A 26,918-nucleotide genomic window follows, 5' to 3' on the forward strand; every position below is an offset into this window, starting at 1 on the left:
ATGCCACGCGGTTCAGCCGGCCTCGACCTCGTCGCGGCTGCCGCCCCACAGCGTGTGGAAGGTGCCGTCGCGGTCGGCGCGCCGGTAGGTGTGGGCGCCGAAGAAGTCGCGCTGGCCCTGGGTGAGAGCGGCGGGCAGCCGTTCGGCGCGCAGCGCGTCGTAGTAGGCGAGGGCGGCGGAGAAGCCGGGGACGGGCACCCCGCCGGACACCGCGGCGGACACCACGGCCCGCCAGTCGTCCTGGGCGGCGCCGATCTCGGCGGCGAAGCGCGGGTCGGACAGCAGGCTCGGCAGGTCGGGGCGGCCGTCGTAGGCGGCGGTGATCCGGTCGAGGAACGCGGCCCGGATGATGCAGCCGCCGCGCCAGATCGCCGCGATCCGGCCCAGGTCGATGTCCCAGTCGTAGGTGTCGCTGCCGGCCTGGATCTGGTGGAAGCCCTGGGTGTAGGAGACGATCTTCGACGCGTACAGGGCCTGCTCGACCTGGTCGGCGAAGTCGGCGGCGGCCTGACCGGTCAGGGCCTTCGCCCGCGGTCCTGGCAGGTCGCGGGAGGCGGCGCGCAGGTCGGTGTGGCCGGACACCGAGCGGGCGAAGACCGCCTCGGCGATCCCGGAGACGGGCACGCCCAGGTCCAGCGCGGTCTGCACGGTCCAGCGGCCGGTGCCCTTCTGCTCGGCCGCGTCGGCGACGACGTCCACGAAGGGGCGGCCGGTCGCGGCGTCGGTGTGGGCCAGCACCTCGGCGGTGATCTCGATCAGGTAGGAGTCGAGCCGTCCGGTGTTCCAGGTGCGGAAGATGCCGCTGATCTGCTCGGGGGTGTAGCCGCCGACGGCGCGCAGCAGGTCGTACGCCTCGGCGATGAGCTGCATGTCGGCGTACTCGATGCCGTTGTGCACCATCTTCACGAAGTGGCCGGCGCCGTCCGGGCCGATGTGGGTGGTGCAGGGCGTGCCGTCCTTGGCCTTCGCGGCGATCCGCTCCAGCAGCGGGCCGAGCGACTCGTACGACCGGGTGGAGCCGCCGGGCATGATCGACGGGCCGTTGAGCGCGCCCTCCTCGCCGCCGGAGATGCCGGTGCCGACGAAGTGGATGCCCTGCTCGCGCAGTTCCCGCTCACGGCGCCGGGTGTCCTCGAAGTGGGCGTTGCCGCCGTCGATGATGACGTCGCCGTCCTCCAGCAGCGGGGCGAACTCGCGGATCACCGCGTCGGTGGGGTCGCCCGCCTTGACCATGACGATCAGGCGGCGCGGGCGCTTCAGCGCGGCCACGAACTCCTCGGGGGTGCGGGCGGGCACGAAGTCCCCCTCGTCGCCGTGCTCCTCGACGAGGGCGGTGGTCTTCGCGGTGGTGCGGTTGTGCAGCGCCACGGTGAAGCCGTGGCGGGCGAAGTTGCGGGCGAGGTTGCTGCCCATGACCGCGAGGCCGGTCACGCCGATGTCCGCTGTTGCGCTCATCTTCCGCTCCTGGTTGCCGCGCCGGGGTCGTGGGGCCGCTCCCGGTCATTGTGCGCGGCGGGAGGGTGCCGGGCCGTCGCACTGCGGCCGTTCGGGTGGACGGCGGCGGTGCGGGCGTGGAGCGGCGGCTGGCTGGGGGGTGCGGCCGCGGGCCGGGCGGGGGTCCGCCGCGGCCCGCGGCTCACCGTCGTCGGTCGCGCGAGTCGCCGAAGACCAGCCGGTAGGCGATGAGCAATACCAGCGAGCCGACGATCGCGGCCAGCCATGTCGAGCGGTCGAAGAAGTGGTGCGGCACCGGGTGGCCGAGCACCTTGGCCGACAGCCAGCCGCCGAGGAAGGCCCCGATGATGCCGATGACGGTGGTGCCGAGCACCCCGCCCGGGTCGCGCCCGGGCAGCAGCAGCTTTGCGATCGCTCCTGCGAGCAGTCCCAGAATGATCCAACCGATGATTCCCATGTCGGCCATATGCCCCGGCGCCCGCGGCGCACACCGTGATTTCCGCCGTACGGCGGCTTGTTACGGGGCCGGGACATGTCTGCGACGCCGCTGCGACGGCCGGGCCGGCGGCCGAGGGGTGGGCCGGCCGGGCCGGCAGCCGAGGGGTGGGCCGGATATACGTTGGCCCGGCGGCCGGGTGCTCTGGGAGGCTGGCGGCCATGCACCGATCCCAGGCGACCGACCGGCCCCGACCGCACCGCGCGCACCTCCAGGACCGCGCGCACCTCCAGGACCGGCGGACCCGCGGGGCCCGCTCGTGATCGACGCGTACGCCGACCCCGGCACGCCCGAACGCCGCGGCCCGGGCCGCTACCTGTGGTGGCTGCTGGCCCGCCAGCCGGGCCGCACCCTGGGCGGCGCGGTGCTCGGCACCGTGTGGATGGTCCTGATGGTCCTCACGCCCTACGTCCTGACCCGGGCCGTCGACGACGGGCTGGAGCCCGGCCGCACCGGTCCGCTGCTCGCCTGGAGCGGCGTCCTGCTGGCGCTGGGCACCTTCAACGCCTGGGTCAGCACCATGCGGCACCGCACGATGACGCGGCTGCGGATGGACGCGACCTTCCGCACGGTCAAGTCGGTCATCGCGCAGGCCAACCGGCTGGGGGCGGACCTGTCGCGGCAGGCGGGCGCCGGCGAGGTCGTCACCATCGGCGTGACCGACGTCCAGCAGATCAGCCAGTCCCTGACGATGACCGGACCGGGGCTCGGCTCGGTGATCGCCTATCTGGTGGTGGCGGTGCTGCTGCTGTCGATGTCGGTGTCCCTGGGGCTGGTGGTGCTGCTCGGGGTGCCGGTGATCGCCCTGCTGGTCGGTCCGCTGCTGGGGCGGCTGCGCGGGGCGGAGTCGGTCTACCGCGAGCGGCAGGGCGGACTGACCGCGCGGATCGGCGACCTGTCGGGGGGCCTGCGGGTGCTCAACGGGCTGGGCGGCAAGCAGCTGTTCGCCGACGCCTTCCGCCGGGAGTCCGCCGAGCTGACGGCGCAGGGGTACCGGGTCGGGGCCGTGACGAGCTGGGTGCAGGCGCTCGGTGTGGGGCTCCCGACGCTCTTCCTCGCGCTCGTCACCTGGCTCGCGGCGCGCCTCGCCGTCCAGGGCACCCTGTCGGTGGGCGAGTTCGTCGGGGTTTACGGCTATGTCGCGGTGCTGGTGATGCCGGTGGCGTTCTTCATCGAGTGCGGCTACGACATCACCCGCGGGCTGGTGGCCGCGAAGCGGGTGGTGGGCTTCCTGGCGCTGGCGCCCGAGGGGGGCGAACGGCAGGAGGGCGCGGCGGACGCGCCCGCCGGGCCCTCGGTGCTGCGCGACCCGGACTCCGGGGTGGTGGTGGCGCCGGGGCGGCTCACCGCGCTGGTCAGCGCCCGGCCGGCCGAGTCGGCGGAGGTCGTCGACCGGCTCGGCGGGTTCCGGCGCGCGGACGTGACCTGGGGCGGGGTCCGGCTGGCGGACGTGCCGGCCGCGCAGGTCCGCGACCGGCTCCTGGTCGCCGACAACGAGGCGGACCTGTTCGCCGGGACGCTGCGGGAGATGGTGGCCGGCCGGCGGGCGCACGACGACGAGGCGGTCGCCCGGGCCGTCGGGGACGCCGCGGCGCAGGACGTGGTGGCCGGGCTGCCCGAGGGGCTCGGCACCGCGATGGACGCACAGGCCCGCAACCTCTCCGGCGGGCAGCGCCAGCGCGTGCGGCTGGTGCGGGCGCTGCTGGCCGAACCCGAGGTGCTCATGGCGGTCGAGCCGACCTCCGCGCTCGACGCCCACACCGAGGCGGCCGTCGCGGCCCGGCTGCGGGCTGCCCGGACCGGCCGCACCACGGTGGTCACCGGCACCTCGCCGGTGCTGCTCGACCAGGCCGACACCGTGCAGTACCTCGTCGACGGCAAGGTGGCCGCCTCGGGCACCCACCGCGACCTGCTGCGCCGCGAGCCGGGCTACCGGCTGCTGGTGGACCGCAGCGCGGCGGAGGAGGAGCACGCCGGGCAGGTGCCGGGGCCGGCGCCGGGCGGCGGGGCGGGGCCGGGCGGCGGGGCGGGGCCGGGCGGCGGGGCGGGGCCGGGCGGCGGGGCGGGCGCGATGGACGGGCGGGCGCGGGCCGAGGAGGCGGGGCGATGACGCCGCGGCAGTTGCCGGTGGCCGGGCCGCGGGAGGTCGCGCGGGCGGGCGGGCGCCTGGTGCGGGCCGACCGGTGGGCGTTCGCCGGCGTGCTCGGGCTGAACGCGCTGGCCGCGGCGGCCGGTCTGGTCGGTCCGTGGCTGGTCGGCCGGATCGTGGACGACGTGCAGAAGGGCGCCGGGGTGGGCGACGTGGACCGGATGGCGCTGGTCATCCTGGTCTTCTCCGCGGCGCAGTTCCTGCTCGCCCGCTACGCCCGCTACCTGGGGCACCGCTTCGGCGAGCGCACGCTGGCGCGGGTGCGCGAGCAGTTCGTGGACCGTGCGCTGGCGCTGCCCGCCTCGGTGGTGGAGCGGGCCGGCAGCGGCGATCTGACCGCGCGCGGCACCACCGACGTGGCCATGGTCGGCACCACGCTGCGCGACGCGGCGCCGGAGGTGCTGATCGCCATGGTGCAGGCGCTGTTCATCTTCGGCGCGGTCTTCCTGCTGGACCCGCTGCTGGGCTGCTGCGGCCTGGTCGGGCTGCTGGGGATCTCCTGGTCGGTGCGCTGGTACCTGCGGCGGGCCCGCGCCGCCTATCTCGCGGAGGGCGCGGCCAACTCGGCGGTCACCGAGGTCCTCACGGCCACCGTCACCGGTGCCCGGACGATCGAGGCTTTCGGCTTGCAGGAGCGGCGGGTCGCGGCGAGCAGGGACGCGATCGAGTCCTCCCGCCGGGCCAGGACCCGCACGCTGGACCTGCGCAGCGTGTTCTTCCCCACCGTGGAGGTCTCCTACGTCGTCCCCGTGGTCGCGGTGCTGGTGGTCGGCGGTATGCTGCGCGCGCACGGCGTGGTCGGGCTGGGCGCGGTGGTGAGCGCGGCGCTGTACCTGCGGCAGGTTTCCGAGCCGTTGGACTCGATCATGATGTGGGTGGAGCAACTTCAGAGCAGCAGTGCCTCCTTCGCCCGGGTGGAGGGGCTGGGCGCGGCCGCGCGGCAGGCGCCGGCGGCGGCCGACACCCCCGCGGACGACCGGATCGACGTGGTCGGGGCGCGCTTCTCCTACGAGGGCGGGCGCGAGGTGGTGCGGGGTGTCGACCTGACAGTGCGGCCCGGGGAGCGGATCGCGCTCGTCGGTCCGTCGGGGGCCGGGAAGACCACGCTGAGCCGGCTGCTGGCGGGGATCGACGCGCCGCACGCGGGGTCGGTGACGGTGGGCGGTGTCCCGGTCGCGGCCTTGGACCCGGAGCAGTTGCGCCGCCATGTCGTGCTGGTCACCCAGGAGCACCACGTGTTCCTGGGCACGGTCCGCGACAACCTGCTGATCGCCGCGCCCGCCGCGCAGGACGCCGAACTGCTCGCGGCGCTGGCGGCGGTGGGCGCGGACTGGGTGGAGGACCTCCCGGCCGGCCTGGACACCGCGGTCGGCGACGGCGGCCACCGCACCGACGGCTCGCAGGCCCAGCAACTCGCCCTGGCGCGGGTCGTGCTGGCCGATCCGCACACCCTCATCCTCGACGAGGCGACCGCGCTGCTGGACCCGACCACCGCCCGGCACACCGAACGCGCCCTGGCGAGCGTGCTGCGCGGCCGTACGGTGATCGCGATCGCCCACCGCCTGCACACCGCGCACGACGCGGACCGCGTGGCGGTGATGGAGGACGGCCGTCTGACCGAACTGGGCTCCCATGACGCTCTCCTGGCTGCCCGCGGCACCTATGCGTCGCTGTGGTCGTCCTGGCACGGCGGCACGGACGGCGCTCCGGCCTGACGGGCGTGCGGCCCGCACGGCTGCCGCGGGAGCGCGGCGGTCACTGGGCCGAACGGGGGAAACCGGGCGGGGGTGGAATAGCGGCCGGCGGGCAGGGGGTTGGACGGGGCGTGGGCGGAAGGGCCGCCCGCGGGGGGACCGTCGTGCGGCGCGGGCCGGCCGGGGTGGGCCGGGGCGCGTCCGCGGAAGGAGCAGGCGAACGTGAGCGCACAGACCCAGCCCGCGAAGGCGTCCGGGAGCTTCACCCTGTCCGGGAAGCTGCCGGTCACCCGGCTCGGGTTCGGCTCGATGCAGTTGACCGGCCCCGGGGTGTGGGGTGATCCGAAGGACCCCGACGAGGCGGTGCGGGTGCTGCGGCGCGCCGTGGAGTTGGGCGTCGACTTCATCGACACCGCGGACTCCTACGGGCCGGTGGTGGCCGAGCCGCTGATCCGCAAGGCGCTGCATCCCTACCCGGCGGACCTGGTGATCGCCACGAAGGCGGGCCTGGCCCGGTCGGGGCCGGATGCCTGGCAGCCGCTGGGCCGGCCGGAATACCTGCGGCAGCAGGCGGAGATGAGCCTGCGCCATCTGGGCCTGGAGCGCATCCCGCTCTTCCAGCTGCACCGGATCGACCCGAAGGTGCCGCTGGAGGAGCAGGTCGGCGAGCTGAAGCGGCTCCAGGAGGAGGGGAAGATCGCGCACATCGGGCTCTCCGAGGTCGATGTGGACCAGCTGGAGGCGGCCCGGGCGGTCGCGGAGATCGCGTCGGTGCAGAATCTGTACAACCTGGCGAACCGCTCCGCGGAGCGGCTGCTGGACCACGCGGAGGCGGCGGGCATCGCCTTCATCCCGTGGTTCCCGCTGGCCACCGGGGAGCTGGCCAAGCCAGGTGGACCGCTCGCCGAACTGGCCGAGCGGCACAGCGCGTCGCCCTCGCAGCTCGCCCTCGCCTGGCTGCTGCGCCGTTCCCCGGTGGTGCTGCCGATCCCGGGCACATCGTCGGTGGCGCATCTGGAGGACAATGTGGCGGCCGCCGAACTCCAGCTCAGCGACGAGGAGTTCGCGGAGCTGACCGCCGCGGTGGGCTGAGCGGGCGCGGGGCCCGGCGGCGTTCGCGGGTGCGGGCGCCGCGGCCCGGCCGGTGCGCTGGGCCGGACGGATGACGCGGGAGTGGCGCTCGGGTGCGCGGCGGGCGGGGTCCGCGCGTCGGGGCGGCCAGGTCGGATGTGCAGGGCGGTACCGACAGTAAGGTCTCGAAAATGCACAAATGGAGTGGCCATCCCTTTCCGCTCGGCGCCACCTTCGACGGCACCGGCACCAACTTCGCGCTGTTCTCCGAGGTCGCCGAGAAGGTCGAGCTGTGCCTGCTCGACGACGCGCGCCGGGAGACGCGGGTGACCCTGACCGAGGTCGACGGCGTGATCCGGCACGCGTACCTGCCGGGGGTCGGCCCCGGGCAGCGGTACGGGTTCCGGGTGCACGGCCCGTACGACCCGGCGCGCGGGCACCGCTGCAACCCGGCCAAGCTGCTGCTCGACCCGTACGCGAAGGCGGTCGAGGGGCAGGCGGACGGGCACCCGTCGCTGCTCGGCTACCGCGACGGCGACCCGGCCGTGCCCGACCCGGCCGACAGCCTGCCGCACGCGATGCTCTCGGTGGTCGCCGACCCGTACTTCGACTGGGGCGACGACCGGCTGCCCAAGCGGCCGTACCACGAGTCGGTGATGTACGAGGCCCACGTCAAGGGCCTGACGATGACGCACCCGGGGCTGCCGCCGGAGATCCGCGGCACCTATGCCGCGCTGGGGCACCCGGCGGTGATCGGGCACCTGACGGAGCTGGGCGTCACCGCCGTGGAGCTGATGCCGGTGCACCAGTTCGTGCAGGACGGGCATCTGCTCGGCCGGGGCCTGACCAACTACTGGGGCTACAACACCATCGGCTTCTTCGCCCCGCACAACGGCTACTCGGCATCGGGCGGCCGGGGCGGGCAGGTCGCGGAGTTCAAGTCGATGGTCAAGGCGCTGCACGCGGCCGGCATCGAGGTGATCCTCGACGTGGTCTACAACCACACCGCCGAGGGCAACCACCTGGGTCCCACGCTGTCCTTCCGCGGGATCGACAACGCCGCGTACTACCGGCTGGCCGACGACGACCCGGCGTCGTACTTCGACACCACCGGCACCGGCAACAGCCTGCTGATGCGCAGCCCGCACGTGCTCCAGCTGATCATGGACAGCCTGCGCTACTGGGTGACGGAGATGCACGTCGACGGCTTCCGCTTCGACCTGGCGGCCACGCTGGCCCGGCAGTTCCACGAGGTGGACCGGCTCTCCGCGTTCTTCGACCTGGTGCAGCAGGACCCGGTGGTCTCGCGGGTGAAGCTGATCGCCGAGCCATGGGACGTGGGCGACGGGGGCTACCAGGTCGGCAACTTCCCGCCGCTGTGGAGCGAGTGGAACGGCCGGTACCGGGACACCGTCCGCGACTTCTGGCGCTCCTGCGACGGGGTGCTGCCGGAGTTCGCCTCCCGGCTGACCGGCTCCTCCGACCTGTACGCGGGCGAGCACCGCAGGCCGCGCGCGGGGGTGGACTTCGTGACCGCGCACGACGGGTTCACCCTGCGCGACCTGGTCTCCTACAACGACAAGCACAACGAGGCGAACGGCGAGGACAACCGGGACGGCGAGAGCCACAACCGCTCCTGGAACTGCGGCGCCGAGGGCGAGACCGCCGACCGGGCGGTGCTGACGCTGCGCGCCCGCCAGCAGCGCAACCTGCTGACCACCCTGCTGGTCTCGCAGGGCGTGCCGATGCTCGCCCACGGCGACGAGCTGGGCCGCACCCAGCGCGGCAACAACAACGCCTACTGCCAGGACAACGCCCTGTCCTGGATCGACTGGGAGCTGGACGAGCAGCAGCGCGAGCTGCTGGACTTCACCCGGCGGCTGATCGCGCTGCGCCGAGGCCACCCGGTCTTCCGCAGGCGGCGGTTCTTCCGCGGCGGCCCCGGCCCGGACGGCGGCCCGGGTGATCTGACGTGGCTGCGGCCCGACGGCCGGGAGATGGCCGAGCGCGACTGGTTCCGGCGCGACGCGCACGCGCTGGCGGTGCACCTCAACGGCGACGCGATCTCCGAGCCGGACGCCCACGGGCATCCGATCGCGGACGACTCGTTCCTGCTGCTGTTCAACGCGCACTGGGAGCATGTGGCGTTCCGGCTGCCGCCGGTGGAGTTCGGGCCCGGCTGGAGCGTGGTGGTGGACACCGCGGAGCGCTCCGGGGCGGACGGCGGCGCCCCGGTGCGCTTCGCGGCCGGCGACACCTGCAAGGTCGAGGCGCGCGCGGTCGTGGTGCTGGTCCGGGAGCCCGGCCGGGCGCGATGAGGCGCCGCCCGTAGCGGCCGCCCGAGGTCCCGGGCGAGCGGGCGGGAAACGGGCAGGGCGGCCCGGTACGGGCACACCGGCGCGAACCGGGCACGCCGCTCCCCCGCCTCCGGCCCGATACGCACCGGAGGTCCGGAATGCGCCCGGCGCCGGCGCCGGGCCGGCGCCGCGGACCGGGCCCGGCGCCCTCCCGACCGGGCCGGAAAACCCGTCGAACGCGCCCGGAAAGATGTATCCGCCCGCTATCGGGCAACCGCCCGAACCGGGCCCGCCAGCCGCCGCTTTGGGTGCGATTCGGTCGGCATACCCTCCCATCACCTGGGGGACCAGGGACTTTCCACCGGCGGACCGGGCAATACCGGGCCGTTTGTTGTCCGTTGTGGGCCCTGGTCGGACAAAGGGCCGACGGTATAACTCTTCTACGGGCGATACCGGGCAGGCCGCGCCCGGACCGGAGCGAAGAGGCGAGGTGGGCGATGAGGGCCGAGGAGCGCCAGCACCGCATCCTGACCCTGGCCCGTCACCACGGCCAGGTGGAGGTCACCGCGGTGGCGTCGGACCTGTCGGTGGCACCGGAGACGATCCGGCGGGACCTGGGCGTGCTGGAGCGCCGCGGTCTGGTGCGCCGCACCTACGGCGGGGCGTATCCCGTCGAGGGCGCGGGGTTCGAGACCGCGCTGGCCGAGCGGGTCAACCTGCACGTCGCCGACAAGCGCCGGATCGCCGCAGAGGCGGTCAAGCTGCTCGGCGAGGCGGAGACGGTGTTCGTGGACGAGGGCTACACGCCCCAACTCGTCGCCTCCCTGCTGCCGCGCGACCGCCCGCTGACGGTGGTCACCGCGTCGCTGTCCACCGCCGCCGCGGTCGCGGAGTCCGCCGACACCACGGTGCTGCTGCTCGGCGGCCGGGTCCGGGCCAGGACCCTGGCGACCGTGGGCTCGTGGGCCTGCGCGATGCTGGCCGGCTTCGTCATCGACCTGGCGTTCGTCGGTTCCAACGGCATCTCCCGCGAACTCGGCCTGACCACACCCGATCCGGTCGTCGCCGATGTCAAGGCCAAGGCGCTGGAGGTCTCGCGCCGGCGGGTGTTCATGGGCCACCACAGCAAGTTCGGCGCGAGCAGCTTCTGCCGCTTCGCGGAGGTCTCCGACTTCGAGGCGATCGTGACCGACACCGGGCTGTCCAGCACCGAGGCCCACCGCTACACCCTGCTCGGCCCCCGCGTCTTCAGGGCCTGACCCCCGCCGCCGATCCGCCGCCCCCGACCCACCGCTCCCGATCCACCGCTCTCGACCGACCGACCGCTCCCGACCTCCCCCGCACCTCCTTCCGCCCGCACCCCCGTGCCGTTCCGACGTGCCGCCATCGGCCCGCCGGATGATCCCCCACACCCCGACCCCAGTCATGAAAGGGACGAATCATGACATCGTCTACCGGCTCCACCGCCTCCCGCAGACTGCGCCGCCGCACCCTCCCCCCGTTGGCGCTGGCGGTGTCGGGCATGCTGCTCGCGGCGGCCTGCTCGGGCGCGGGCGGCGCCGGCGGCGGCTCCGGCTCGCACTCCATCAACGTGCTGATGGTCAACAACCCGCAGATGGTGGACCTGCAGAAGCTGACGGCCGCCAACTTCACCAAGTCCACCGGCATCAAGGTGAACTTCACGGTGCTGCCCGAGGACGACGTCCGCGACAAGATCACCCAGGACTTCTCCAGCCAGGCCGGCCAGTACGACGTGGCCACCATCAGCAACTACGAGGCGCCGATCTTCGCGAAGAACAACTGGCTGTCCTCGCTGTCGTCCGAGGCGAAGGCCGACACCGCCTTCGACCAGAGCGACATTCTGCCCGCCATGCAGCAGTCGCTGACGTACAACGGGCAGCTGTACGCCGAGCCGTTCTACGGCGAGTCGTCGTTCCTGATGTACCGCAAGGACGTCTTCGCCGCGAAGGGCCTGACGATGCCGGCGAACCCGACCTGGACCCAGGTCGCGGACCTGGCCGCCAAGGCCGACGGCGCCGAGAAGGGCATGAAGGGCATCTGCCTGCGCGGCCAGCCCGGCTGGGGCGAGATGATCGCGCCGCTGACCACCGTGGTGAACACCATGGGCGGCACCTGGTTCGACAAGGACTGGAAGGCCCAGGTCGACAGCCCCGCCTTCACCAAGGCGGTGAACTTCTACGTCGACCTCGTCCGCAAGCACGGCGAGGCCGGCGCCGCCCAGTCCGGGTTCACCGAGTGCCTCAACGACCTGGAGCAGAGCAAGGTCGCCATGTGGTACGACGCCACCTCCGCGGCCGGCTCCCTGGAGGGCTCCGGCTCCCCCGTGGCCGGGAAGATCGGCTACGTGCCCGCGCCGGTCGACCAGACCAAGAACGCCGGCTGGCTGTACACCTGGGCCTGGGGCGTGCAGAAGGCGAGCAAGCACCAGTCCGACGCCTGGAAGTTCATCTCCTGGGCGTCCGGCAAGGGCTACGAGAACCTGGTCGGCCAGAAGCTCGGCTGGTCCCGGGTGCCGGCCGGCAAGCGCACCTCGACCTACAGCAACCCCGACTACGTCAAGGCGTCCGCCGCGTTCGCCCAGCCGACGCTCAACGCGCTCAAGGACGTCGACCCGGCCAACCCCGGTGTGCAGCCGCGCCCCGCGCCCGGCATCCAGTTCGTGGACATACCGGAGTTCACCGACCTCGGCACCCAGGTCTCCCAGCAGCTCTCCTCGGCGGTGGCCGGCCGCACCAGCGTCTCCAGCGCGCTGAAGGCCAGCCAGAAGCTCGCCGAGAAGGTCGCCGACAAGTACGCCGGCAAGTGAGCGGGAAGCCGACACCATGAGCACTCCCTCGATCCTCGGAAACCGCCACGCGCCGCCGGCCGTGTCGGGGTCCGCCGCGAACCGGGCACCGCGCCGCAACGCCGGTGCCTGGGCGCGGCGGGCGCCGCTGCTGCCCGCGCTGATCTTCATGATCGTCGTCACCCAGCTGCCGTTCGTCGGCACCCTGGTGATCTCGTTCATGCGCTGGAACGCCCTGGACCCCAGTGACAAGGGGTTCACCGGCTTCGACAACTACAAGGAGGAGTTCACCGACCCGCAGCTGCGCTCGGCGCTGACCACCACGGTGGTGCTGACCGTCACGGTGGTGCTGGTCAGCCTCGTGCTGGGGCTGGGCCTGGCGCTGCTGATGGACCGGAAGTTCCCCGGCCGCGGCGCGGTGCGCACGCTGCTGATCACGCCGTTCCTGGTGGTGCCGGTCGCCTCAGCGCTGCTGTGGAAGCACGCCCTGTACAACGCCACCTACGGCTTCATCAACGGCTCACTCACCTGGATCTGGAGCGTGTTCGGCAGCGACAGCGCGCCGCAGCCGGACTGGCTGTCCACGTCGCCGAAGCTCGCCGTCGAGGCGTCGCTGATCTGGCAGTGGACGCCGTTCATGATGCTGATCCTGCTGGCCGGGTTGCAGTCGCGCCCCACCGACGTCGTCGAGGCGGCCCGCGTGGACGGCGCCAACAACTGGGACGTGTTCCGCTTCCTGACCCTGCCGCACCTGCGCCGCTACCTGGAACTGGCCGCGCTGCTCGGCACGGTCTACGTGGTGCAGAACTTCGACGCGGTCTTCACCCTCACCTCCGGGGGCCTGGGCACCGCGAACCTCCCCTACGCGGTGTACAGCACCTTCTACGAGGCCCACGACTACGGGCAGGCGTCCGCGGAGGGCGTGATCGTGGTGATCCTGTCCATCCTCGTGGCGACGTTCGCGCTGCGCTCGGTCTCGTCGCTGCTCAGGGAGGAGTCCCGCTGATGGCCGCCACCACCCTCGACCCCGTCACCCCGGTCGCCGGCCGCGCGCCGCGCGAGCGCAAGGAGCGCCGCAACCGCGGCCTGCTGGCCGTCGGCGCCTGGCTGTGCGGGATCGTCTTCTTCCTGCCCTTCGCGTGGATGGTGCTGACCTCCTTCCACAGCGAGCAGGACGCGGGCACCAACCCGCCGAAGATCGACGCGCCGCTGACCCTGCACGGCTACCGCGAGTTCTTCGGCTCCGGCACCGGCGTCAGCCCGTGGCCGCCGCTGATCAACTCGCTGACCGCCAGCGTCGTCTCCACCCTGCTGGTGCTGCTGCTGGCCACCCCGGCGGCGTACGCGCTGTCCATCCGGCCGGTCCGCAAGTGGTCCGACGCGATGTTCTTCTTCCTGTCGACGAAGATGCTGCCGGTCGTCGCCGGGCTGCTGCCGGTCTACCTCATCGCGAAGAACATCGGCATGCTCGACAACATCTGGCTGCTGGTCATCCTCTACACCTCGATGAACCTGCCGATCGCGGTGTGGATGATGCGGTCCTTCCTGTCCGACGTGCCCGGCGCGATCATCGAGGCCGCCTCGATCGACGGCGCCGGACTGCCGACCATCCTCGCCCGGATCGTCGCCCCGATCGTCGCGCCCGGCATCGCGGCGACCGCGCTGATCTCGTTCATCTTCAGCTGGAACGAGCTGCTCTTCGCACGGGTGCTCACCGGTGTCACCGCCGGCACCGCGCCCGTCTTCCTGACCAGCTTCGTCACCAGCCAGGGCCTGTTCCTGGCGAAGGTGTGCGCCGCCGCGGTCTGTATCTCCCTGCCGGTGCTCGCCGCCGGGTTCGCCGCCCAGGACAAGCTCGTCCAGGGCCTCTCCCTTGGAGCCGTCAAGTGAAAGCCGCCGTCATCAGCTCCCCCGGCCAGGTCGGCATCGAGACCGTGGACGACCCGACGCCGGGCCCGGGCGAGGTGGTCGTCCAGGTCGCCGCCTGCGGCCTGTGCGGCACCGACCTGCACATCCTCCAGGGGGAGTTCGCGCCGACGCTGCCGATCGTGCCCGGCCACGAGTTCGCCGGGGAGATCGTCGCGGTCGGCTCGCAGGTACGCGGTCTGAGCGCCGGCGACCGGGTCGCGGTGGACCCCTCGCTGTACTGCCACGAGTGCCACTACTGCCGGATCGGCCGCAACAACCTGTGCGAGCGGTGGAACGCGATCGGCGTCACCGTGCCCGGCGGCGCCGCCGAGTACGCCGCCGCCCCGGCCGCGAACTGCGTCAAGCTCCCCGAGCACATCGCCACCCGCGACGCCGCCCTGATCGAGCCGCTGTCCTGCGCGGTGCGCGGCTACGACATCCTGCGCTCCCAGCTGGCCACCCACGTCCTCATCTACGGCTCCGGCACCATGGGCCTGATGATGATGGAGCTGGCCAAGCGCACCGGCGCGGCCAGCGTCGACATGGTCGACCTCAACGAGGAGCGGCTGACCACCGCGCGGCAGCTGGGCTGCTCCGCGGCGGCCACCAGCGCCGACGAGCTGGACCAGCCGCGCGGCTGGGACGTCGTCATCGACGCGACCGGCAACGCCGCCGCCATCCAGGACGCCCTGGGCCGGGTCGGCAAGGGCGGCACCTTCCTCCAGTTCGGCGTCGCCGACTACGCCGCCCGCGCCACCATCGAGCCGTACAAGATCTACAACCAGGAGATCACCATCACCGGTTCGATGGCGGTGCTGCACAGCTACGAGCGGGCCGCTGAGCTGTTCGCGGGCGGGGTGCTGGACCCGGAGGTGTTCATCAGCGACCGGCTGCCGCTGGTGGACTACGCTGCCGCCCTACAGCGCTTCCAGGCGGGCGTCGGCCGGAAGATCCAGGTCCTGCCGTAGGGCCCGCCCCTGCCGACTCCCCCCACACCCGTCCCTGGTCCCGCCGTGTTGCCGTGCCGCCGGAAGAGGAAGGCCCATGACCGCACCCCTGCCCGCTTCGCCCCCCGTGCCGCCGCTGCCGCCTCCCCCGGTGCCGGCGCTGGTGATCGGCGAGGCACTGACCGACATCCTGACCGGTCCGGCAGGGGTGCACGGCGAGCACCCCGGCGGCAGCCCGGCGAACGTCGCACTCGGGCTCGGCCGCCTCGGCCACCCGGTACGCCTGGCCACCCGTATCGGCCGTGACCGCACCGGCACGGCACTGCGCGAGTGGCTGGAGCGCGGCGGAACCGAGCTGCTGCCGGGGTCCGTCGGTGACGCGCCGACCTCGTCGGCGACCGCCCGGGTGCGCCCGGACGGCACGGTGGGCTACGAGTTCGACCTCGTCTGGGACCTCGCGCCGCAGACGGTCGAGGCGCTGCGCTCGGGGCCCCCGGCCCATCTGCACATCGGGTCGGTGGCCGCCGCGCTGCCGCCGGGCGCCGACCTGGTGCTCGCGGCCACCGAGCAGCTCCGGCCGCGCGCCACCGTCTCCTACGACCCCAACATCCGCCCGGCGCTGCTGGGCGACCGGGACACCGAACGCGCCCGGGTGGAGCACCTGGTCGGGCTGAGCGACGTGGTGAAGGCCAGCGACGAGGACCTCGCCTGGCTCTACCCGGAACAGGACCCGGACACCGCGGCCGCCCGCTGGGCGCGGCTCGGCCCCGCGCTGGTGGTGCTCACCCGGGGCCCGCGCGGCGCCCGCGCCTGGTGGCAGCACGGCATGCTCGATGTGCCGGCGCCGCCGATCCGCGTGGTGGACACCGTGGGCGCGGGCGACTCGTTCATGTCCGCGCTGGTCAGCGCGCTGCTGCGGCGGGACCTGCTGAGCGGCGGCGGCACGTCCGCGACCGCCGCGACCCGGGCACGGCTGCGGGAGGCGACCGGTGCGGCGGCCCTGAGCCCCGAGGTGGTCGGGGCGCTGCGGTACGCGGTGCGGGCGGCGGGCATCACCTGCTCCCGCCCGGGCGCGGCCCCGCCGACCTACGAGGAGCTGGAGCGGCCGCCGGCCTGAGGCGTCGGGCGAGCACGCGGGCGAGCACCGGGATGAATCCCGGGTGAGCCCGCGCGGTGGCGCGCCCGGCCCGCGTCACGCGAAGTGGACGACGATCCGCCCCTGGTTGGACGGGTCGGCCTCGAAGCTGCGGTAGAGCCGCTTGAGATGGGGCTGCCGCAGCGTGGCGAGCACGCGCGTGCGCAGCTTGCCCGAGCCCTTGCCGGAGATGATCTCCACCCGGTCCGCCTTCGTGGCCGCGGCCCGGAAGATGATCTCCCGCACGGCGCGGTCGATGTCGCGGTCGCTGCGGAACAGCGGGTGCAGGTCGAGGGTGAGCGTCATCGGGTGCCTGTGCCTTCCGAGCCGGCGGCGGCGCCCACCGCGGGCGCCAGAAGCACCGTACCCCCGGCGGGGAAATCGCGTGGCGGCCCCGGGCAGCCGCGGTTACGGTCGCGCGATGACCACTCGTACCTTCCGGATCACCGTCCGCGGCGTCTTCGACCAGCTCACCGACGCCCAGCGCGCCGAACTGCTGGCGCACGCGGCCGAACACGACGTGCTGCGGGCCGCCTTCACCCCCGAGGGGCACCTCAGCTACGACCTCGCGGCGCGCCCCGCGTTCACCTTCCGCTTCAGCGACACCGGTGAGGCCGAGGAGGACATCCTGCCCGCGACCGAGCGCGCGCAGGCCGCCGCCCGCGCCTGGCTGGAGAGCCGCGGCTACGGCTTCGCGAAGCTGCGCGCCCAGGCCGAGGACCTGTCGCTGGCGCCGCTGGGCAAGCGGCAGAAGCGGGAGGCGACCCGGCGGCAGGCGTAAGCGGGCCGAGCGCCACCGCCGTTCCCGGCCCGCCGCCTTGAGGCGTCAACGGCCCCGCCGGGTGCCGAAAAGGCACCCGGCTGCGTCACACTGCTCTCAGCCACCACCCGAGCACCGGCCGCACCTCCTCGCACCTCGCCCCCACCGGAACACCCGTCAGGAGCGTGAGTTGAAGAGATTCCTGCCCGCGATCGCCCTTCCCGTCGCCGCGTTGGCCGCCGTGCTGGCGCCACCGGCCGCCGCCGCCGGACCGGCCATCGCCGGACCGCCGCCCGCCTCCGCACCGCAGTACCCGGACCTCGCCGCCGCGTACGACAACGCCGGCATCAGCTCGGCCGCCGATCCCACCGCCGCGGACCTCGACGGCCTCGGCAACAGCTTCGTCGCCGAGGACCTGGCGGCCGCGGGCTGGGGCCCGGGCGCCGCGGTCACGGTCGACGGCACCGAGCTGGCCATGCCGCGGCGCGCACCGGGCCGGCCGGACAACGTCGTCGCCGACGGCCAGCGCATCGCGCTGCACGGTGCCGGATCGGCGCTGACGTTCCTGGTCACCGGCACGGCCGCCGACGCCACCGGGTCCGGCACGGTCCGCTACGCCGACGGCGGCAGCCAGAGCTACCGGCTGACCGCGCCCGACTGGTACAGCGGGCCGAGCGACCTGCTGGCCGTGCGCACCGCGCGCCGTGACACGCCCGCCGGCCCGACCGCGCTGGACGTCAAGCTGTACGCGGTGTCCGTGCCGCTCGACGCCCGCAGGCGGCCGGTGTCGGTGACGCTGCCGACGGTGGCCGCCGCGGACGGCGCCGCGGCGCCCGCGCTCCATGTGTTCGCCCTGGGCCTGCGGAAGGTGCCGGCCGGGTGGACCGCGACCTGGTCCACCGCGGTCGACGACAGCCTGGCGCCGTACGTGTGGACCGACCGCACCCTGCGGATGGTGGAGCACACCAGCGTCGGCGGCGACCGGGTGCGGATCAGGCTGGACAACTCCTTCGGGCCGGCCCCGCTGACGGTCGGCCACGCCACCATCGCGGTGCGCGCGTCCGGCGCGGCGCCGGCCGCCACGCCCGCCACCCTCACCTTCGGCGGCAGGCAGCAGGTCACGATGCCGGCCGGCGGGCAGGCGTACAGCGACCCGCTGCCCTTCGCCGTGCCCGCCGACAGCGACCTGCTGGTCAGCGTCTTCCTGCCGGGCACCGTGCAGTTCGCGCCGATGCACAGCCTGGGCCTGCAGGACATGTACTCCACCGCCGACAACGGCACCGACCACGCCGCCGACGGCGCCGGCTTCCCGGTGAACAACCTCTTCCGGTTCTGGACGGTGCTGTCGGGCATCGAGGTCACCGGCCCCGCGCACGGCACCGTCGTCGCGCTGGGCGACTCGATCACCGACGGCTACGCCTCCACCGTGGGCGGCAACCAGCGCTGGCCGAACTACCTCGCGCAGCGCCTGCTCGCCCAGGACGGCCCGAAGGCGCCGGCCGTCGCCGACGAGGGGATCAGCGGCAACAAGGTGCTCACCGACGCGTTCACGGGCCTGCCGGACACCGGCACCGCGGGCGTCAAGGCGACCGCCCGGCTCGACCGCGACGTCTTCGCGCAGGCCGGGGTGCGCACCGTCGTCGTTCTGGAGGGCATCAACGACGTGGACGCGAACGCCACCGCCGCCGACGTGATCGCGGGGCTGAAGCAGATCGCCGCGGCGGCCCACGCCCACGGTCTGCGGGTCGTCGCCGGCACCCTCACCCCGACCGGCGGGTGCAGCTGCACCAACCCCGCGCGGGCCGCGGCGCGCGACGCGATCAACGCCTTCGTCCGCGACAACGGCGGCGTCTTCGACGCGTGGGTGGACTTCGACGCCGCCGTGCGCGACCCGGCCGACCCGCAGACGATGCTGCCGCGCTACGACTCCGGCGACCACCTGCACCCCAACGGCGCCGGCTACCGCGCCATGGCCGACGCGATCGACCTGGCCGCCCTCCGATAAAGTTCTTGACCTGTACATGGCACTTTTTTGCCCCTACGATGACCTCGCACCTCCGCGAGAGAGCGCTCTCTCCCGCACTTCGGTCTCACTCCCCCCGGACGGAAGAAGAAGTGTCATGAGACGCAGAATCGGCATGATCGCGTGTCTGTCCGCCGCCCTCGTGGCGACCGCCCTCACCGGCGCGGGCGCCATGTCGGCGGACGCCGCCCCGGCCTCCGCCGCCCGCGCGGACGCCTCCGACGCCGTGGTGTCGGCGATGGTCCACGACCTCGGCCTCACCCCGGCCCAGGCCCACCAGCGGCTGCGGCAGCAGGCCGCGGCCACCGCACTGACCCCCAAGGCCCGCAAGGCGGCGGGCGGTTCCTACGGCGGATCGTGGTTCGACCAGCGCGACGGCTCGCTGGTGGTCGCCGTCACCGACGCGCACGCGGCGGCAGCGGTGGCGAGGACCGGCGCGACCGCGAAGGTCGTCTCCCGCACCGCCGAGCAGCTCAACACCGCGAAGTCGGCGATCGACACGCTGGCCAGGGCGCACAAGGCCCCGGCCGGGGTGAGCAGTTGGGGCGTGGACCTCCAGTCCAACCAGGTGGTCGTCGACGTCCAGGCCGCCCATGCGAAGGACGCGGCGGTGCGGGCGTTCGTCGCCGGGGCCGAGCGGGGCGACAGCGCCCACGCGGTCACGGTCCGCACGACGGCCGCGGCAGCTCCGACAACGCTGTCAGCCGGCACCGTCGGCGGCGACCCGTACACCAGCCACGGCATCCGCTGCTCCATCGGCTTCTCGGTGATCGGCGGGTTCGTCACCGCGGGCCACTGCGCCCAGCAGGGCGCGGCGGTCTACGGGTGGGACGGCTCCTACGTCGGCAACTTCCAGGCCGGCACCTTCCCGGGCAACGACTACTCCTGGGTGAACGTCGGCAGCGGCTGGTGGACGGTGAACGTGGTGCTCGGCTGGGGCACCGTCTCCGACGTGCTGGTGCACGGCTCCAACGTGGCGCCGGTGGGCTCCTCGATCTGCCGCTCGGGGTCGACCTCGCACTGGCACTGCGGCACCGTGCTGGGCATGAACGAGACGGTCAACTACAGCGAGGGCAGCGTCTACGGGCTCACCGAGACCAACGTGTGCGCCGAACCCGGCGACTCCGGCGGCTCGTTCATCAGCGGCGACCAGGCCCAGGGCGTCACGTCCGGCGGCTACGGCGACTGCACCTCGGGCGGCGAGACCTGGTTCCAGCCGGTCAACCCGATCCTGTCCGCCTACGGTCTGACGCTCCAGACCAGCTGACCGCCGGCACCTGAAAGGCACCAGCGCGGCCCGTCCCGGAACTCCCTCCGGGGCGGGCCGTCGCGTGGGCGGGCGCGCTTGACGCGATTAGTTATAGGTCGCACAATTGTTGCTATGACTACAATCAATCACCCCGACAGCACTCGGCCCGACCCGACGGCCCGGCTAAGCGAGCGGGTGCTGCTGATCGGCGCCTCCCGGGGGCTGGGGCTCGCGCTCGCCCAGGAGTGGGCGAAGGACGGCCGGCAGGTCGTGGCGACCGTGCGCGGCACCGCCCGCACCGCGCTGCACGACCTCGCCGACGGCGCCGCGGGCCGCGTGCAGATCGAGACCGTGGACATCACCAAGCCGGAGCAGATCGCGGCGCTGCGCGAACGGCTGGCCGGCCGGCGCTTCGACCTGCTCTTCGTGAACGCGGGCGTGACCAACCAGCCGGAAGGGACCGTGGCCGAGACCTCGACCGAGGAGTTCACCCGGGTCATGGTGACCAACGCGCTCGGCCCGCTGCGGGCGGTCGAGGCGCTCCAGGACCTGGTCGAACCCGCGGGCACCATCGGCGTGATGTCCTCCGGGCAGGGCAGCGTCGCCAACAACGAACGCGGCGGCCACGAGGTGTACCGGGGCAGCAAGGCCGCGCTCAACACCTTCATGCGCAGCTACGCGGCCCGGCACGAGGGCGAGCCGCGGAGCCTGGTGCTCATGGCGCCGGGCTGGGTGCGCGTCGGCGTCGGCGGCCCCGACGGCCGGCTCAGCGTGGAGGAGAGCATCCCGAACGTGGTCCGGACGCTGGACTCGCTGCGCGGCACGCCCGGCCTGCACTACGTCGACTACCTCGGCCGTACGGTGGCATGGTGAGTCCGGCGCCGGCCCCCGGCGACGCGGACGCCGACCCCGTACGGCAGGTCTGGACGCTGATGCGGCGCTTCGTCGAGGCCCACAGCCGGCACGGCGAACTCGCCGACGCGCTCGGCTTCCGCCTCGGCGGGGGCCGCGGCAAGGTGCTGCTCCAGCTGCGGCAGGGGCCGCGCACGCTGCGCGAGATCGCCGAGGCCAACGGGGTGGACGCGCCCTACGCGACGATCGTCGTGGACAAGTTGGAGGCGCACGGCCTGGTCGAGCGCCGCCCGCACCCCGACGACCGGCGGCGCAAGCTCGTCACGCTCACCGCGGCCGGGCAGCGGGCGCTGGAGACCGCCGACGCCATCCTGCTGCGTCCGCCCGCGGCCGTCGGCACGCTGCCGCCGGGGGACCTCGAGCGCCTGGCGGGGTTGCTCGCCCGGCTGCTGGCGGCGGACGCGGCGGGCGGCTGAGCGCGCGGGGCGCGGCCGTGGCCCGGCCCGCCCGGGAAGCAGGCGCCGCGTCCGGCATCATGCTGGTCATGACCGTCTCCGAACCAGGCAGCACCCCGGGCACCGGCCGGGTGGCGCACGCGCGGGTGCCGATGACCGGCCGCGACCCCGGCGAACACGGCCGGGTCTCCACGCCGTTGGAGCTGCTGCTCGACCTGACCTTCGTCGTCGCCGTCGGCACCGCGGCCGACCAGTTCGCCGAGATGCTCGCCGGCGGGCGCACCGGTGCCGCGGTGGCCTCGTTCCTGATGGCGATGACCGCGATCCTCATCGCGTGGATCAGCTTCAGCTGGTTCGCCTCGGCCTTCGGCACGGACGACTGGCTGTACCGGGTGCTGACCATGGTGCAGATGATCGGTGTGGTGGTGTTCGCGCTGGGCCTGCCGGCGATGTTCCACTCCGTGCGGGAGGGCGGGCACCTGGAGCTGCGGGCGATCGTCGCGGGCTATGTCGTGATGCGGGTCGCGATGGTGCTCCAGTGGTGGCGGGCGGCCCGGGACTCGCCGCCCTTCCACGACGTCGGCATGGCGATGATCCGCTGGACGGTGATCGCGCAGGCGGCGTGGACGGTGGTCGGCTTCGCGCCGCTGCCGCGCACGGCGGTCTTCGCGGCGTTCGTGGTGCTCGCGGTGCTGGAACTGCTGCTGCCGGTGCTCGGGCAGGGCGGCGCCGGGGGTACGCCCTGGCATCCGCACCATGTGGCCGAGCGGTACAGCCTGTTCGCGATCATCACCCTCGGCGAGGGCGTGGTGGGCACCGTGGCGTCGTCGGGCGGTCTGCTCGGGGGCGCGGACGGCACGCACTGGACCGGCACCGCGGTGGCGGTCGTGGTGGCGGGGATCGGCCTGACCTTCGGGATGTGGTGGGTGTACTTCACCACGCCGTTCGGCGACATCCTGGTCCGCCGCCGCGCGTTCGGCTACCTCTTCGGCTACGGGCACATCCCGGTCTTCGTGGGGATCGCCGGCGCTGGCGCGGGGCTGCATGTCGCGGGGCTGTACCTGGAGCACGACGCGGAGCTCGGCGGGACCGCGGTGGTGCTGGCGCTGGCCCTGCCGGTCGGCCTGTACGTGCTGATGATCTACCTGCTGCACACGCTGCTGCTGTCCGCGCGGGACAGCTTCCACCTGCTGCTGATCGCCATCAGCATGGTGGTGCTGCTGGCGGCGGTGCTGCTGGCGGCGGCGGGCGCCGCGCTGTCGCTGTGCCTGCTGGTGGTGATGCTCGCGCCGTTCGTCACCGTCGTCGGGTACGAGACGGTCGGGCACCGGCGGCAGCGGCGGATGCTGGACGGGCTGCCCCCGGCCGGGGACGCGCCCTGAGCAGGCCCCGGGCCGGGGCGGAGGGCGGTTCACCCCGGACCGGGGCGCCGCGCGGTCACGCGGTCACGCGGTCAGGCGCGGTCGGTGCGCGGGAAGACGTACTCGTCGAGCACGATGCCCAGCGCCACCGCCGCCGGGATCGCCACCAGACCGCCGACGATGCCGAGCAGGCTCCCGCCGACCAGGACCGCGACGACGGTGACGACCGGGTGGACGTCGACGGCGTACTTCATCGCCCGCGGCATGATCAGGTAGTCCTCGGCGACGCGGAAGGCGACGGAGAAGGCGGCGGTGGCCAGCGCCACCGGCAGTGACACCGACAGGGCGATCAGGCTGACCGCGATCCCGCCGACCGTGGAGCCGATCACCGGCACCATGTCCACCAGGGCGACGAAGAAGCCGAGGGCGGCCGGGTAGGGCACGCCGGTGGCCTCGCACCAGGCGAAGGCGGCGGCCCCGGCGATCGCGGAGGTGACGACGTTGCCGAGCATGAAGCGGCCGACCCGGCTGAGGATCTCCTCGCTCACCGCCTCCGCCCTGGCCCGGCGGGTGCCGGGCACGAAGCGGTAGCCGAAGCACTTGATCGCGGGCAGGGCGGCCATGACGTAGAGGGTCACCGTGACCACGATCGCGGTGGAGGCGACCGCGCTCACCACGAGCTGGCCGGCGCCCAGCACGCCGCCGGCGATGTCCGCCGCTCCCCCGCCGGAGCCGAGCTGCTGCCGGACCTTCTCGATGACGTGGTAGTGCTCCTCCAGCCGTCCCAGGGTGGTGCGGTGGTCGTGCAGCTGGCTGCGCCAGCGCGGCACGTCGTCGGTGAGCGCGGCGATGGCGGCGCTGACCGGCGGGATGACCAGCGCCACGAACGCGGCGAGCACCCCGGCGAACCCGGCCGCCACCGCGGCCACCGCCAGGCCCCGGCGCAGCCCGCGCCGGCACAGCCACGCCACGACCGGCTCCAGGCTGACCGCGATGAACACCGCGAGCAGCAGCAGCGTCAGCAGCTCGCTCATCCGCAGCACGGTGCGCACCAGCATCCAGGCGAGCACCGCGCCGAGCCCGGCGCCGAAGCCGACGCCGAACCAGGAGCGGCGGACCGCCGGGAGGGCCGCGGCGAGCCGGGGCCGCGGCCGGGCAGTGCCGGGCGCGGCGGGCGCGGCAGTGGCAGCCGGGGCGGGGGCGGAAGCGGCGGCGGGGGCCACGGGGAGCGCGGTGCCGGCGGGCAGGTCGGTCATGGCTGGGCTCCCTCGCGACGGTGGACCGCACTCGACGGCCGCGCGGGCGGGGGCGGCCGCCGCCCGCGGGTCCACCTCTACCAACGGCGCGGAGCGCGGCGCGTCACCCGTTGCCGCCTGGTCGGCGGAATCCGGGGGGCGCCCGAACCCCCGCGAACCGCCCATGTGCACCCCGCGCGCACCTCCCGATCCCCTCCTTCCGCGCCTTTCGGGCACCCGCGTGCGCGAAACACCGAGGTAACGTGCGCATTTTTGACTCAATCATGGGTCTACTGAGCAGAAACGCGCGGTTGACACAGGGGAATCTGCGCGATTTACTCCCGGGCAAGCGCCGGAAACGAGGACCGGCGCGAGAGGTACGCCTAGCCGGTGATCCGGCCCCCACCCGGGCCGTAAGTCCGGACAAAGTCGCCAGGACCGCCGTGCGCGTCCGAGGCGGGGACGTACCCCCCATCATCAGGAGCTCGATGATGCGCATCGACCGCGGTTCCGTTCTCCGACTGACCGCGCTTCCGGCGCTCTTGGCCACCGCGCTCGTCCCGTCGCTCGCGATGCAGCAGGCCGGCGCCGCGACCGACTCGGTGGCCCTTCCCCCCACCCACGCCGACTTCGACTACCAGCTCGGCGGCGCGTACACCCCGCCCGCGGGTGTGACCGTGGTCAGCCGCGACCACACCGACGCGCCCGCCGACGGGGTCTACAACATCTGCTACGTCAACGCCTTCCAGGCCCAGCCCGACGCCGAGGACGACTGGGGCTCCGACCTGCTGCTCCACAACGCGGACGGGGACGTCGTCTACGACGAGGACTGGGGCGAGGCCCTGCTCGACACCAGCACGGCGGACAAGCGGCAGCGCATCGCCGCGAAGGTCGACGGCTGGATCGACGACTGCGCCGCCAAGGGGTACCAGGCCGTCGAACCCGACAACTACGACAGCTACAGTCGGTCGGGCAAGCTGCTCACCTCGGCCGAGGCGGAGGCGATGATCACGCTGCTGTCGGCGCACGCGCACGCCGACGGGCTGGCCATCGCGCAGAAGAACACCCCGCAACTGGCCGACGACCGGGCCAAGACCGGGCTGGACTTCGCGGTCGCCGAGGAGTGCGGCTACTACGACGAGTGCGGCGACTACACCGCCGCGTTCGGCGACAACGTGATCGTCATCGAGTACACCGCGAAGGGACTGAAGAAGGCGTGCGCGGGGTGGGGGGACGAGCTGAGCATCGTCCAGCGTGACCTCGACGTCGTGCCGGCCGGCAGCAAGGGCTACGTCCGCAAGACCTGCTGACGGCGCGGTGGGCGGCGCGGGCACCCCGACCCCGCGCCCGCGCCGCCCGCCTCCTCCCGCCGCCACCGCTACCGCCGCACCCGCACCCGCACCGACACCCCGCGACCGCCACCCCCGGACCGGCACCGCGGCACCACCCGCCGCCGCGCCGCGGCCACCCCGCGAAGCGCCCCGGCCCCCGCGCCCCTCCCCACCGGCGCCCCGCTCACCGGCTCCTGAAACGTTTCCTCGCCCCCGGCTCCCGCCGCCTCGCGGCAGGCCCTTCCCCCGTCACACCCGCACGCTCCCCCATATACGCCCTTTGTTCCGTCTGTCCGTCCAGCGATCCGGTGGTGTCCCATGCTCCTGCCCTGTCCGACCCTCAGGAGGTCCCGATGACCGGGCCACAGTCGCCGACCCCGCACGAGCGGCCCTCGCGCCGTGCCCTGCTGCGCGGCGGCGCCGCGGTGGCCGCCGCGGCCGGCGCCGCGCCCCTGCTGGCCGCCTGCGGCGACGGCGCGAACGACGGGGTCGGCAAGGACGGCAAGGTGACCGTGGAGCTGTGGCACGGCCAGACCGACGTCGGCAAGGCCGCGATGGAGACGCTGGTGAAGCAGTTCAACAGCGAGCACCCCAAGATCCGGGTGGACCCCGGCGGGGGTGTGCTGGCGGACTCGATGCTCCAGAAGATCACCGCGGCGCTGGCGTCCGGCTCGTACCCGGACATGGCGTACATCTTCGGTTCCGACCTCGCCAGCGTGGCGCGCAGCCCGCAGGTGGTGGACCTGACCGAGACCGTGAAGCACGCCCCGACGCCGTGGAGCCGCTTCTGGGCGCCGTCGCGGGCCGCCGTCACCGTCAACGGCAAGGTGCGGGCCGCCCCGGCGGTGCTCGACGCGCTCGCCGTGGTGTGCAACCGGAAGATCTTCGCCGCCGCGGGGGTGCCGATCCCCAAGGCGGGCTGGACCTGGCAGGACTTCGTGGAGACCGCGAAGGCGCTCACCGACAAGGGCGCGGGCGTCTTCGGCACCGGCTGGCCCGGCGTCGGCGACGAGGACACCGTCTGGCGGCTGTGGCCGATGGTGTGGGACCTGGGCGGCGAGGTCGTCAACAAGAGCGGCAACGGCATCGGCTTCGCCGACAGCGGCGTCAAGGCGCTGGAGACGGTCGCCGCGCTGGCGAAGGACAAGAGCGTCTACATCGACCCCAAGCCGGGCAGCGAGCAGATGTACCAGGTGTTCCTCTCCGGCCGGATGGCGATGTCCATCACCGGGCCCTGGCAGCTGCCGGACGTCATCCAGGCGAAGGTGGACTACGAAGTGGTGCCGCTGCCCAGCTACAGCGGGCGGCCGATGACCATCTCCGGTCCGGACACCTGGACGCTGTTCGACAACGGCTCGGCCCGGGTGGCGGCCGCCCGCACCTTCGTCACCTGGCTCAACCAGCCCGCGCAGGACGTGCGGTGGGACATCAAGACCGGCTCCCTGCCGCTCAGCCGCGCCACGCAGGCCCTGCCGCAGTGGACCGCGCAGACGAAGAAGACCAAGGGCCTGACCGTCTTCACCACGGCCCTGGACACCGCCCGGGTCCGCCCCAACCACGCCGCCTACCCGCAGATCTCCGCAGCGCTCGGCCAGGCGATCGTCAGCGTGCTGCTCGGCCGCTCCACCCCGGCCAAGGCCATGCACGACTGCGCCCGCCAGTCCAACGCCGCTCTGCTCATCCCGCGCTGAGGA

Annotated in this window: 22 protein-coding genes; 18 read left to right on the forward strand and 4 right to left on the reverse strand. The window is 73.6% G+C overall.

Going from position 1 to position 26,918, the window contains the following annotated elements; translation table 11 throughout:
• Window positions 1-12 precede the first annotated feature (12 nt).
• Both gndA and AC3ERT_RS23555 read right to left on the reverse strand, forming a co-directional pair.
• Window positions 13-1,455 (reverse strand): NADP-dependent phosphogluconate dehydrogenase, encoded by a 1,443-nt coding sequence (gene gndA / locus AC3ERT_RS23550; protein WP_335982605.1) that lies wholly within the window; start codon window positions 1,453-1,455, stop codon window positions 13-15.
• 181 nt (window positions 1,456-1,636) lie between these two features.
• Entirely contained in the window at window positions 1,637-1,912 is a 276-nt protein-coding gene (locus tag AC3ERT_RS23555) for a GlsB/YeaQ/YmgE family stress response membrane protein (RefSeq protein ID WP_335982607.1), read from the reverse strand.
• 298 nt (window positions 1,913-2,210) lie between these two features.
• Between AC3ERT_RS23555 and AC3ERT_RS23560 the strand changes: the two genes are divergently transcribed.
• The 10 genes from AC3ERT_RS23560 to AC3ERT_RS23605 all read left to right on the forward strand — a co-directional run bounded on the left by AC3ERT_RS23560 (window position 2,211) and on the right by AC3ERT_RS23605 (window position 15,940).
• Window positions 2,211-4,061, forward strand: coding sequence for an ABC transporter transmembrane domain-containing protein (locus AC3ERT_RS23560; RefSeq protein WP_435176626.1), 1,851 nt, complete (start codon window positions 2,211-2,213; stop codon window positions 4,059-4,061).
• Complete coding sequence (locus AC3ERT_RS23565) at window positions 4,058-5,815, forward strand: ABC transporter ATP-binding protein (protein WP_435176628.1); 1,758 nt, start codon at window positions 4,058-4,060, stop codon at window positions 5,813-5,815. Before AC3ERT_RS23560 ends, AC3ERT_RS23565 begins: the two co-directional genes overlap by 4 nt.
• Window positions 5,816-6,016: 201 nt before the next feature.
• Window positions 6,017-6,886, forward strand: coding sequence for an aldo/keto reductase (locus AC3ERT_RS23570; RefSeq protein ID WP_335982611.1), 870 nt, complete (start codon window positions 6,017-6,019; stop codon window positions 6,884-6,886).
• Window positions 6,887-7,056: 170 nt separating this feature from the next.
• Window positions 7,057-9,183, forward strand: coding sequence for a glycogen debranching protein GlgX (glgX, locus tag AC3ERT_RS23575; RefSeq protein WP_435176630.1), 2,127 nt, complete (start codon window positions 7,057-7,059; stop codon window positions 9,181-9,183).
• 476 nt (window positions 9,184-9,659) lie between these two features.
• A complete protein-coding gene (locus tag AC3ERT_RS23580; protein ID WP_335980425.1) occupies window positions 9,660-10,421 on the forward strand; it encodes a DeoR/GlpR family DNA-binding transcription regulator in 762 nt (253 codons plus the stop codon).
• A gap of 182 nt (window positions 10,422-10,603) precedes the next feature.
• Window positions 10,604-11,989 carry an ABC transporter substrate-binding protein gene (locus tag AC3ERT_RS23585; RefSeq protein ID WP_335980423.1) on the forward strand — a complete coding sequence of 462 codons (1,386 nt, stop codon included), beginning with the start codon at window positions 10,604-10,606 and terminating at the stop codon, window positions 11,987-11,989.
• A gap of 16 nt (window positions 11,990-12,005) precedes the next feature.
• On the forward strand, window positions 12,006-12,974 hold the full coding sequence (locus AC3ERT_RS23590; RefSeq protein ID WP_435176632.1) for a carbohydrate ABC transporter permease: 969 nt from the start codon (window positions 12,006-12,008) through the stop codon (window positions 12,972-12,974).
• The gene (locus tag AC3ERT_RS23595) at window positions 12,974-13,858 is read left to right on the forward strand and encodes a carbohydrate ABC transporter permease (RefSeq protein ID WP_335980421.1); all 885 of its coding nucleotides are present in this window, start codon (window positions 12,974-12,976) and stop codon (window positions 13,856-13,858) included. The genes AC3ERT_RS23590 and AC3ERT_RS23595 overlap by 1 nt, the downstream gene beginning before the upstream one ends.
• Complete coding sequence (locus tag AC3ERT_RS23600; RefSeq protein ID WP_335980419.1) at window positions 13,855-14,844, forward strand: zinc-dependent alcohol dehydrogenase family protein; 990 nt, start codon at window positions 13,855-13,857, stop codon at window positions 14,842-14,844. The genes AC3ERT_RS23595 and AC3ERT_RS23600 overlap by 4 nt, the downstream gene beginning before the upstream one ends.
• A gap of 76 nt (window positions 14,845-14,920) precedes the next feature.
• Window positions 14,921-15,940, forward strand: coding sequence for a carbohydrate kinase family protein (locus AC3ERT_RS23605; protein ID WP_435134269.1), 1,020 nt, complete (start codon window positions 14,921-14,923; stop codon window positions 15,938-15,940).
• Between the two features lie 75 nt (window positions 15,941-16,015).
• On the opposite strand, the gene AC3ERT_RS23610 is transcribed toward AC3ERT_RS23605, so the two are convergent.
• On the reverse strand, window positions 16,016-16,264 hold the full coding sequence (locus AC3ERT_RS23610; protein WP_335980414.1) for a Smr/MutS family protein: 249 nt from the start codon (window positions 16,262-16,264) through the stop codon (window positions 16,016-16,018).
• A 115-nt stretch (window positions 16,265-16,379) separates the two neighbouring features.
• On the opposite strand from AC3ERT_RS23610, the gene AC3ERT_RS23615 reads away from it, so the two are divergent.
• From AC3ERT_RS23615 to AC3ERT_RS23640, 6 genes are all read left to right on the forward strand, one after another.
• Window positions 16,380-16,739 (forward strand): DUF6204 family protein, encoded by a 360-nt coding sequence (locus tag AC3ERT_RS23615; RefSeq protein ID WP_435134272.1) that lies wholly within the window; start codon window positions 16,380-16,382, stop codon window positions 16,737-16,739.
• Between the two features lie 169 nt (window positions 16,740-16,908).
• Window positions 16,909-18,723, forward strand: a complete 1,815-nt coding sequence (locus AC3ERT_RS23620) for an SGNH/GDSL hydrolase family protein (protein ID WP_435176634.1) — start codon at window positions 16,909-16,911, stop codon at window positions 18,721-18,723.
• Window positions 18,724-18,838: 115 nt separating this feature from the next.
• Complete coding sequence (locus tag AC3ERT_RS23625) at window positions 18,839-20,008, forward strand: S1 family peptidase (protein ID WP_435176636.1); 1,170 nt, start codon at window positions 18,839-18,841, stop codon at window positions 20,006-20,008.
• A gap of 114 nt (window positions 20,009-20,122) precedes the next feature.
• Entirely contained in the window at window positions 20,123-20,863 is a 741-nt protein-coding gene (locus AC3ERT_RS23630; RefSeq protein ID WP_435176638.1) for an SDR family NAD(P)-dependent oxidoreductase, read from the forward strand.
• The gene (locus AC3ERT_RS23635) at window positions 20,860-21,318 is read left to right on the forward strand and encodes a MarR family winged helix-turn-helix transcriptional regulator (RefSeq protein ID WP_435176640.1); all 459 of its coding nucleotides are present in this window, start codon (window positions 20,860-20,862) and stop codon (window positions 21,316-21,318) included. Before AC3ERT_RS23630 ends, AC3ERT_RS23635 begins: the two co-directional genes overlap by 4 nt.
• A 68-nt stretch (window positions 21,319-21,386) precedes the next feature.
• A complete protein-coding gene (locus AC3ERT_RS23640; protein WP_435134285.1) occupies window positions 21,387-22,679 on the forward strand; it encodes a low temperature requirement protein A in 1,293 nt (430 codons plus the stop codon).
• 71 nt (window positions 22,680-22,750) lie between these two features.
• On the opposite strand, the gene AC3ERT_RS23645 is transcribed toward AC3ERT_RS23640, so the two are convergent.
• Window positions 22,751-23,914 (reverse strand): AI-2E family transporter, encoded by a 1,164-nt coding sequence (locus AC3ERT_RS23645; RefSeq protein WP_435134288.1) that lies wholly within the window; start codon window positions 23,912-23,914, stop codon window positions 22,751-22,753.
• A 470-nt stretch (window positions 23,915-24,384) separates the two neighbouring features.
• Here AC3ERT_RS23645 and AC3ERT_RS23650 point away from each other — a divergent pair, with 470 nt between their 5' ends.
• Window positions 24,385-25,203, forward strand: a complete 819-nt coding sequence (locus AC3ERT_RS23650) for an endo alpha-1,4 polygalactosaminidase (protein WP_435134443.1) — start codon at window positions 24,385-24,387, stop codon at window positions 25,201-25,203.
• A gap of 374 nt (window positions 25,204-25,577) precedes the next feature.
• Window positions 25,578-26,915 carry an ABC transporter substrate-binding protein gene (locus tag AC3ERT_RS23655; protein WP_435176642.1) on the forward strand — a complete coding sequence of 446 codons (1,338 nt, stop codon included), beginning with the start codon at window positions 25,578-25,580 and terminating at the stop codon, window positions 26,913-26,915.
• The last annotated feature ends 3 nt before the right edge of the window (window positions 26,916-26,918 follow it).

The sequence above is a fragment of the Actinacidiphila sp. bgisy145 genome (genome assembly GCF_057708125.1).

What these genes read in the sequence shown, in the direction of transcription:
- AC3ERT_RS23580 (WP_335980425.1), top strand. Translation starts at nt 9,660, where the DNA reads ATGAGGGCCGAGGAGCGCCAGCACCGCATCCTGACCCTGGCCCGTCAC.
- AC3ERT_RS23615 (WP_435134272.1), top strand. Translation starts at nt 16,380, where the DNA reads ATGACCACTCGTACCTTCCGGATCACCGTCCGCGGCGTCTTCGACCAG.
- AC3ERT_RS23630 (WP_435176638.1), top strand. Translation starts at nt 20,123, where the DNA reads ATGACTACAATCAATCACCCCGACAGCACTCGGCCCGACCCGACGGCC.
- gndA (WP_335982605.1), bottom strand. Translation starts at nt 1,455, where the DNA reads ATGAGCGCAACAGCGGACATCGGCGTGACCGGCCTCGCGGTCATGGGC.
- AC3ERT_RS23585 (WP_335980423.1), top strand. Translation starts at nt 10,604, where the DNA reads ATGACATCGTCTACCGGCTCCACCGCCTCCCGCAGACTGCGCCGCCGC.
- AC3ERT_RS23565 (WP_435176628.1), top strand. Translation starts at nt 4,058, where the DNA reads ATGACGCCGCGGCAGTTGCCGGTGGCCGGGCCGCGGGAGGTCGCGCGG.
- AC3ERT_RS23595 (WP_335980421.1), top strand. Translation starts at nt 12,974, where the DNA reads ATGGCCGCCACCACCCTCGACCCCGTCACCCCGGTCGCCGGCCGCGCG.
- AC3ERT_RS23625 (WP_435176636.1), top strand. Translation starts at nt 18,839, where the DNA reads ATGAGACGCAGAATCGGCATGATCGCGTGTCTGTCCGCCGCCCTCGTG.
- AC3ERT_RS23605 (WP_435134269.1), top strand. Translation starts at nt 14,921, where the DNA reads ATGACCGCACCCCTGCCCGCTTCGCCCCCCGTGCCGCCGCTGCCGCCT.
- AC3ERT_RS23610 (WP_335980414.1), bottom strand. Translation starts at nt 16,264, where the DNA reads ATGACGCTCACCCTCGACCTGCACCCGCTGTTCCGCAGCGACCGCGAC.
- AC3ERT_RS23645 (WP_435134288.1), bottom strand. Translation starts at nt 23,914, where the DNA reads ATGACCGACCTGCCCGCCGGCACCGCGCTCCCCGTGGCCCCCGCCGCC.
- AC3ERT_RS23590 (WP_435176632.1), top strand. Translation starts at nt 12,006, where the DNA reads ATGAGCACTCCCTCGATCCTCGGAAACCGCCACGCGCCGCCGGCCGTG.
- AC3ERT_RS23555 (WP_335982607.1), bottom strand. Translation starts at nt 1,912, where the DNA reads ATGGGAATCATCGGTTGGATCATTCTGGGACTGCTCGCAGGAGCGATC.
- AC3ERT_RS23655 (WP_435176642.1), top strand. Translation starts at nt 25,578, where the DNA reads ATGACCGGGCCACAGTCGCCGACCCCGCACGAGCGGCCCTCGCGCCGT.
- AC3ERT_RS23640 (WP_435134285.1), top strand. Translation starts at nt 21,387, where the DNA reads ATGACCGTCTCCGAACCAGGCAGCACCCCGGGCACCGGCCGGGTGGCG.
- glgX (WP_435176630.1), top strand. Translation starts at nt 7,057, where the DNA reads ATGCACAAATGGAGTGGCCATCCCTTTCCGCTCGGCGCCACCTTCGAC.
- AC3ERT_RS23650 (WP_435134443.1), top strand. Translation starts at nt 24,385, where the DNA reads ATGCGCATCGACCGCGGTTCCGTTCTCCGACTGACCGCGCTTCCGGCG.